6 protein-coding genes are annotated in these 6440 nt (G+C 74.2%); 5 read left to right on the top strand and 1 reads right to left on the bottom strand.

The genetic code is table 11. From position 1 onward, the window contains the following. The 5 genes from infB to RKE29_RS26890 form a co-directional block, all read left to right on the top strand. Positions 1–1991: translation initiation factor IF-2 (gene infB / locus RKE29_RS26910; protein ID WP_312008266.1), on the top strand; the 1991-nt coding region annotated here is incomplete at its 5' end. Positions 1992–2240: 249 nt separating this feature from the next. Continuing rightward, positions 2241–2537 (top strand): DUF503 domain-containing protein, encoded by a 297-nt coding sequence (locus tag RKE29_RS26905; protein WP_312008264.1) that lies wholly within the window; start codon positions 2241–2243, stop codon positions 2535–2537. An 84-nt stretch (positions 2538–2621) separates the two neighbouring features. Continuing rightward, positions 2622–3086 carry a 30S ribosome-binding factor RbfA gene (rbfA, locus tag RKE29_RS26900; RefSeq protein WP_312008263.1) on the top strand — a complete coding sequence of 155 codons (465 nt, stop codon included), beginning with the start codon at positions 2622–2624 and terminating at the stop codon, positions 3084–3086. Then, positions 3083–4039 carry a tRNA pseudouridine(55) synthase TruB gene (truB, locus tag RKE29_RS26895; RefSeq protein ID WP_312008262.1) on the top strand — a complete coding sequence of 319 codons (957 nt, stop codon included), beginning with the start codon at positions 3083–3085 and terminating at the stop codon, positions 4037–4039. The genes rbfA and truB overlap by 4 nt, the downstream gene beginning before the upstream one ends. Before the next feature lie 138 nt (positions 4040–4177). Beyond that, entirely contained in the window at positions 4178–5137 is a 960-nt protein-coding gene (locus RKE29_RS26890) for a bifunctional riboflavin kinase/FAD synthetase (protein ID WP_312008261.1), read from the top strand. Positions 5138–5196: 59 nt separating this feature from the next. Here RKE29_RS26890 and RKE29_RS26885 read toward each other — a convergent pair. Next, positions 5197–6440 (bottom strand): MinD/ParA family protein (locus tag RKE29_RS26885; RefSeq protein ID WP_312008260.1); only part of this gene is annotated, 1244 nt, incomplete at its 5' end.

Genomic DNA, 6440 nt, shown 5'->3' with positions numbered 1-6440 from the left:
GTGGCGGCGGTGGCGGCCGTCCCGGCTTCGGCGGCCGTCCCGGCGGTCCCGGCGGCCGCGGCGGCACGCAGGGCGCGTTCGGCCGTCCCGGCGGCCCGGCGCGGCGCGGCCGCAAGTCGAAGCGGCAGCGGCGCCAGGAGTACGAGGCCATGCAGGCGCCGTCCATCGGCGGCGTGATGCTGCCGCGCGGCAACGGCCAGACGGTCCGGCTGTCGCGGGGCGCGTCCCTCACCGACTTCGCGGAGAAGATCAACGCCAACCCGGCGTCGCTGGTCCAGGTGATGTTCAACCTGGGCGAGATGGTCACCGCGACCCAGTCGGTCTCCGACGAGACGCTCCAGCTGCTCGCCGACGAGATGAACTACCACGTCGAGATCGTCAGCCCGGAGGAGGAGGACCGGGAGCTCCTGGAGTCCTTCGACATCGAGTTCGGCGAGAACGAGGGCGGGGACGAGGAGCTGTCGCCGCGTCCGCCGGTGGTGACCGTCATGGGTCACGTCGACCACGGCAAGACCCGCCTGCTCGACGCGATCCGCAAGACCAACGTGGTCGCGGGCGAGGCCGGCGGCATCACCCAGCACATCGGCGCGTACCAGGTGGCCACGAACGTCAACGGCGAGGACCGCCGGATCACGTTCATCGACACCCCGGGTCACGAGGCGTTCACCGCCATGCGGGCCCGCGGTGCGAAGTCGACCGACATCGCGATCCTGGTCGTCGCGGCCAACGACGGCGTCATGCCGCAGACCGTCGAGGCGCTCAACCACGCCAAGGCGGCCGACGTGCCGATCGTGGTCGCGGTCAACAAGATCGACATCGAGGGCGCGGACCCGATGAAGGTGCGCGGCCAGCTGACCGAGTACGGCCTGGTGGCTGAGGAGTTCGGCGGCGACACCATGTTCGTCGACATCTCCGCGCGGCAGGGCATCAACATCGACGGCCTGCTGGAGGCCGTGGTGCTGACCGCCGACGCCGCCCTGGACCTGCGCGCCAACCCGCACCAGGACGCCCAGGGCATCGCGATCGAGGCGCACCTCGACCGCGGCCGCGGCGCGGTGGCCACCGTGCTGGTGCAGCGCGGCACCCTGCGCGTCGGCGACACGGTCGTCGTCGGCGACGCGTACGGCCGCGTACGGGCCATGCTGGACGACAGCGGCAGCGCGCTGGAGGAGGCGGGCCCCTCGACCCCGGTCCTGGTGCTCGGCCTGACCAACGTGCCCGGCGCGGGCGACAACTTCCTCGTCGTGGACGAGGACCGCACCGCCCGCCAGATCGCCGAGAAGCGGGCCGCGCGCGAGCGCAACGCCGCCTTCGCCAAGCGGTCCCGCCGGGTGTCCCTGGAAGACCTCGACAAGGCGCTCAAGGCCGGCGAGGTGCAGCAGCTCAACCTCATCATCAAGGGCGACGCGTCCGGTTCGGTCGAGGCCCTGGAGTCGGCGCTGGTGCAGCTCGACGTCGGCGAGGAGGTCGACCTGCGGGTCCTGCACCGGGGCGTGGGCGCGGTCACCGAGACCGACATCGACCTGGCGACGGGCTCCGACGCCATCGTCATCGGCTTCAACGTGCGCGCCGAGGGGCGTGCCACGCAGATGGCCGAGCGCGAGGGCGTGGACGTGCGCTACTACTCGGTCATCTACCAGGTGATCGAGGAGATCGAGGCGGCCCTGAAGGGCATGCTCAAGCCGGAGTTCGAGGAGGTCGAGCTGGGCACGGCGGAGATCCGCGAGGTCTTCCGCTCCTCCAAGCTCGGCAACATCGCGGGTGTCCTCATCCGCTCCGGCGAGGTCAGGCGGAACACCAAGGCCCGCCTGCTGCGCGACGGCAAGATCATCGCGGAGAACCTCACGATCGAGGGCCTGCGCCGCTTCAAGGACGACGTCACCGAGATTCGGGAAGGTTTCGAGGGCGGTATCAACCTCGGCAACTACAACGACATCAAGGTCGACGACGTCATCGCCACCTACGAGATGCGCGAGAAGCCGCGAGGCTGACGCCACCCGCGTCCGGGGCCGGTCGGCCGGAAGGAAATTCCGTCGATCGGCCCCGGCCGTCACCGGTACGGTGCGGTGAGCCCCGCCCGTCTCCCGGCCGCCGGAAGCGGCCCGCGCCGCACCGGCGCGGCCCGCGGCCGTCCGCCGGGAGACGGGCGCGGGCGCCGCGCCGACGACACCGTCGGCCGCGCGGCCGGGTCTCGCCCTCGCCGGCGGCGGGCCCAGGGGGGCTGGGAGGTGCCCCGAAGCATGTACGTAGGGACGCTGTCCTTCGACCTTCTCCTCGGCGACGTGCGGTCGCTGAAGGAGAAGCGCTCCGTCGTCCGCCCGATCGTCGCCGAACTGCACCGCAAGTACGCGGTGAGCGTGGCGGAGGTCGCCGACCAGGACCTGCACCGCAGGGCGCGCATCGGCCTGGCCGCCGTCTCGGGCGACGCGGGGCACCTGACGGACCTCCTCGACCGCTGCGAGCGGCTGGTCGCCGCCCGGCCCGAGGTGGAGCTGCTGTCGGTGCGGCGGCGGCTGCACGGCGGCGACGACGACTGACCACCGAACCGCCGGGCGGCGTCACAGGCAACCATCACGACGCCGGACGGCGTCAGAAGACGTCACAAGAGAGAAGAAGACGCAATGACCGACACCGCGCGGGCGCGCAAACTCGCCGACCGCATCCGGGTCGTGGTCGCGGAGACCCTCCAGCGGCGGATCAAGGACCCGCGGCTGGGCTACGTCACGATCACCGACACCCGGGTCACCGGTGACCTGCGGGAGGCGACCGTCTTCTACACGGTCTTCGGCGACGACGAGGAGCGGGCCGCCTCCGCGGCCGCCCTGGAGAGCGCCAAGGGCGTGCTGCGCTCCGAGGTCGGACGGCAGACCGGGGTGCGCTTCACCCCGACGCTGACGTTCGTGCCCGACGCGCTGCCCGAGAACGCCCGGACGATCGACGACCTGCTGGCCAAGGCCCGGGCGGCGGACGCGCAGGTGCGGCAGGCCGCCTCCGGCGCGACGTACGCGGGCGACGCCGACCCGTACCGCAAGCCGGAGGACGCCGAGGACGCCGAAGACGCCACCGGGGACGCGGCGGACGCATGACCGCGCGCCGCACCAGCCCCGCCGCCCCCGCGCCGGACGGCCTGCTCATCGTCGACAAGCCCGCCGGGTGGACCTCCCACGACGTGGTGGCCCGCGTCCGCCGCCTGGTGGGCACCCGCCGCGTCGGACACGCCGGCACCCTGGACCCGATGGCCACCGGCGTGCTCGTCGTCGGCGTGGAGAAGGCCACCCGGCTGCTGGGCCACCTGGCGCTGACCGAGAAGGCGTACGAGGCGACCGTCCGCCTCGGCCAGACCACGGTCACCGACGACGCCGAGGGCGAGGTCACCGCCGCGCCCGGCGCGGCCGGCCTCGACCCGGCCGCCGTGCGCCGCGGCATGGCCGCGCTGACCGGCGACATCCGCCAGGTGCCCTCGAAGGTCAGCGCCGTCAAGATCGACGGTAAGCGCTCGTACGCCCGCGTCCGGCAGGGCGAGGACGTCGAGCTGCCCGCCCGGCCGGTGACCGTGTCGTCCTTCACCGCGCACGGCAGCCGGACGGCCGAGGCGGCCGACGGCACGCCCGTCCTCGACATCGACGCCACGGTCGTGTGCTCCTCCGGCACGTACGTCCGGGCGCTGGCGCGCGACCTCGGCGCCGGGCTCGGCACCGGCGGGCACCTGACGGCGCTGCGCCGCACCCGGGTCGGCCCGTACGGCCTGGCCGAGGCGGTCACGCTCGCCGAGCTGGCCGGCCCGGACCCGGCGCCGCCGGCACCGGCCCCCGCGGCCGCGGCCAGGGTGCTGCCGATCGGGGCGGCCGCGGCCGCCGCCTTCCCCCGCTGGGACGTCGACGAGCGGCAGGCCCGGCTGCTGGGCAACGGCGTGCGGATCGGCATGCCCTCCCCGTCGCCGGGCGGCGGTCCCGTCGCCGTGTTCGGCCCCGAGGAGCGGCTGGTCGCCCTGGTGGAGGAGGCGGACGGCCGGGCCCGCAGCCTGGCGGTCTTCGCCTGAGCCGGCGGCCCGCGCCGCGCCCGGTCCCGGCGGGCCGGGCGCGCGCGGACCGGCGACCGGTGCGAGCCGCGCGCCCCCGGCATGGCAGTCTTAGACCTGCGAAGTCGCAGACACGGGTTCGGGTGAGGAGCGAACACAGTGCAACGCTGGCGTGGCTTGGAGGACATCCCCGATGACTGGGGCCGCAGCGTCGTCACCATCGGCTCCTACGACGGGGTGCACCGCGGGCACCAGCTCATCATCGGCCGCGCGGTCGCGCGGGCCCGGGAGCTGGGCTGTCCCGCGGTCGTCGTGACCTTCGACCCGCACCCCAGCGAGGTCGTCCGGCCGGGCAGCCACCCGCCGCTGCTCGCCCCGCACCACCGGCGCGCGGAGCTGATGGCGGACCTGGGCGTGGACGCGGTGCTGATCCTGCCGTTCACACCCGAGTTCTCCCAGCTCTCGCCCGCCGACTTCGTGGTGAAGGTGCTCGTCGACAAGCTCCACGCGCGCGCGGCCGTGGAAGGGCCCAACTTCCGCTTCGGCCACCGGGCCGCGGGCACCGTCGACCTGCTGCGCGAACTCGGCCGCACCTACGACTACGAGGTCGAGGTCGTGGACCTGTACGTGCGCGGCACGGCCGGCGGCGGCGAGCCGTTCTCCTCCACGCTGGCGCGCCGGCTGGTCGCCCAGGGCGACGTCACCGGCGCCATGGAGGTGCTGGGCCGGCCGCACCGCGTGGAGGGCGTCGTCGTGCGCGGCGCGCAGCGCGGGCGGGAGCTGGGCTACCCCACGGCCAACCTGGAGACGCTGCCGCACACCGCCGTCCCGGCCGACGGCGTGTACGCGGGCTGGCTGACGGCCCTGGGCGAGACGATGCCCGCGGCGATCTCCGTGGGCACCAACCCGCAGTTCGAGGGCACCGAGCGGACGGTCGAGGCGTACGTCATCGACCGGGTCGGCCTGGACCTGTACGGGCTGCACGTGGCCGTCGACTTCCTCGCCTACCTGCGCGGCCAGGAGACCTTCGACTCGATCGAGGGGCTGCTGGAGCGCATCGCGAGCGACGTGAAGCGGGCCCGGGAGCTGGTCGAGGAGCACGGCACGCCGAAGCGCTGACGCCGCGGGGGGCGGGCCACCCGGCCCGCCCCCGCCGTGTCGCCTCCCGGGCCGTACCGCTACCGGGGCGGCTCGGCCGGAGGCTGCCAGCCCTGGCCGGGCGCCGGCTGCCACTGCTGCGGCCAGCCCTGCGGCGGCCCCTGAGGGGGACCCGGCGGCGGGCCGGGCTGCGCGGGCGGCGGCGGGTAGCCCTGCGCCCCGGGCTGCTGCGGCGCGTACCCTCCCGGCGCCTGACCGGGCAGCGGCGGGGCCATCTGCGGCGGCGGGGCGCCGCCGTGCGGCGAGGTCCACAGGCCCTGCGCCTGCTGGGCCCGGGCGAAGTCCTCCGCGACCAAGGCGGAGAGGTTGAAGTAGGCCTCGCGGGTCTTGGGCCGCATCATGTCCAGGTCCACCTCGGCGCCCGCCGCCAGGTGCTCGTCGAACGGCACCACGACCACCCCGCGGCAGCGGGTCTCGAAGTGCGACACGATGTCCTCCACCTTGATCATCTTGCCGGTCTCGCGGACCCCGGAGATCACGGTGAGGCTGCGCGCCACCAGGTCGGCGTAGCCGTGCGCGGACAGCCAGTCCAGCGTGGTGCTCGCGCTGCTCGCGCCGTCCACCGAGGGCGTGGAGATGATGATCAGCTGGTCGGCGAGGTCCAGCACACCGCGCATGGCGCTGTAGAGCAGGCCGGTGCCCGAGTCGGTGAGGATGATCGGGTACTGCTTGCCGAGCACGTCGATGACCCGGCGGTAGTCCTCGTCGTTGAAGGTCGTGGACACGGCCGGGTCCACGTCGTTGGCCAGGATCTCCAGGCCGGACGGCGCCTGCGAGGTGAACCGGCGGATGTCCATGTAGCTGTGCAGGTACGGGATCGCCGTCACCAGGTCGCGGATCGTCGCGCCGGTCTCGCGGCGCACCCGGCGGCCGAGCGTGCCCGCGTCCGGGTTGGCGTCGATCGCGATGACCTTGTCCTGCCGCTCCGTGGCCAGCGTCGCGCCCAGGGCCGTGGTCGTCGTGGTCTTGCCGACGCCGCCCTTCAGGCTGATCACCGCGATCCGGTAGCAGGACAGCACGGGCGTGCGGATCAGGTCGAGCTTGCGCTGCCGCTCGGCCTCCTCCTTCTTGCCGCCGATCTTGAAGCGCGTGCCGCCGCTCTGCTTCTTCGGCTTCGGCTTGTTCTTCAGCAGCCGGTCGGAGGACAGCTCCACCGCCGCCGTGTAGCCCAGCGGCGCGCCCGCGCCGGGCCCGGTGCGCTGCCGCGGGTCGGGCCCGGCGGCGGGTGCGGGAGCGGGCCAGCCGCCGGCGCGCGGGTCGGCGG

It is taken from the genome of Streptomyces sp. B1866 (genome assembly GCF_031932565.1).
Taxonomy (GTDB): domain Bacteria; phylum Actinomycetota; class Actinomycetes; order Streptomycetales; family Streptomycetaceae; genus Streptomyces.
The sequence above is the reverse complement of the archived record's forward strand: the minus strand, read 5'-3'. Positions and strand labels throughout refer to the sequence as shown.

What these genes read in the sequence shown, in the direction of transcription:
- truB (WP_312008262.1), top strand. Translation starts at nt 3,083, where the DNA reads ATGACCGCGCGCCGCACCAGCCCCGCCGCCCCCGCGCCGGACGGCCTG.
- rbfA (WP_312008263.1), top strand. Translation starts at nt 2,622, where the DNA reads ATGACCGACACCGCGCGGGCGCGCAAACTCGCCGACCGCATCCGGGTC.
- RKE29_RS26905 (WP_312008264.1), top strand. Translation starts at nt 2,241, where the DNA reads ATGTACGTAGGGACGCTGTCCTTCGACCTTCTCCTCGGCGACGTGCGG.